We start from the raw sequence: 512 nt of genomic DNA on the forward strand, positions 1-512 counted from the left end.
AAAGGGGCTGTTGCATGAGTGAGAAATTACTTATGCACAGCCCCATTAGCTTTTCAACTTGACGATATCTTAAAAGTAAGAGCAAAATACAGGAATTTTGGGCGCAAGACACTAGACGGTCTGAAAATCGTCTTTGTTTCTTGCGCTCTTTGATTTTTTAAGCAGCGTTATCCACAAGGATTCGGTGCCGATTAAGCTTTTCTGCCTGTATTTTGCAGTGCAGCTTTTGAATGTTATAAGCCATAGCCAACAGCATCGTTTCCACAAGGACATTTTTATTGCCACGGGTTAAAAATCGACGGAAGGTCATATCTGCTTTTACCATGGCAAAGGCTCCTTCGGCCTGGATGCTGCGATTTACCCGCAACTGGATGCCTTCCGGTGAGGTTATCCGTTCCAGATCTTCCTGCCGCTGGCGCTGGAACCGTTTGGATACTTCGATATTCTTGGTTCGCTCTTCCAGCGGAGTCTTGCAGTGATTTCCGTGTATACATTGACTTTTTACCGGACAG

General features: G+C 45.1%; 1 protein-coding gene. It reads right to left on the minus strand.

What is annotated here, in order from left to right; all coding sequences use genetic code 11:
• Positions 1-157: 157 nt before the first annotated feature.
• The coding region (locus FZ040_RS13870; RefSeq protein WP_187620362.1) for a transposase at positions 158-512 on the minus strand (355 nt) is incomplete at its 5' end.

Origin of the sequence: Pseudoselenomonas ruminis (assembly GCF_008271295.1) — a bacterium.
Classification (GTDB): domain Bacteria; phylum Bacillota; class Negativicutes; order Selenomonadales; family Selenomonadaceae; genus Selenomonas_A; species Selenomonas_A ruminis.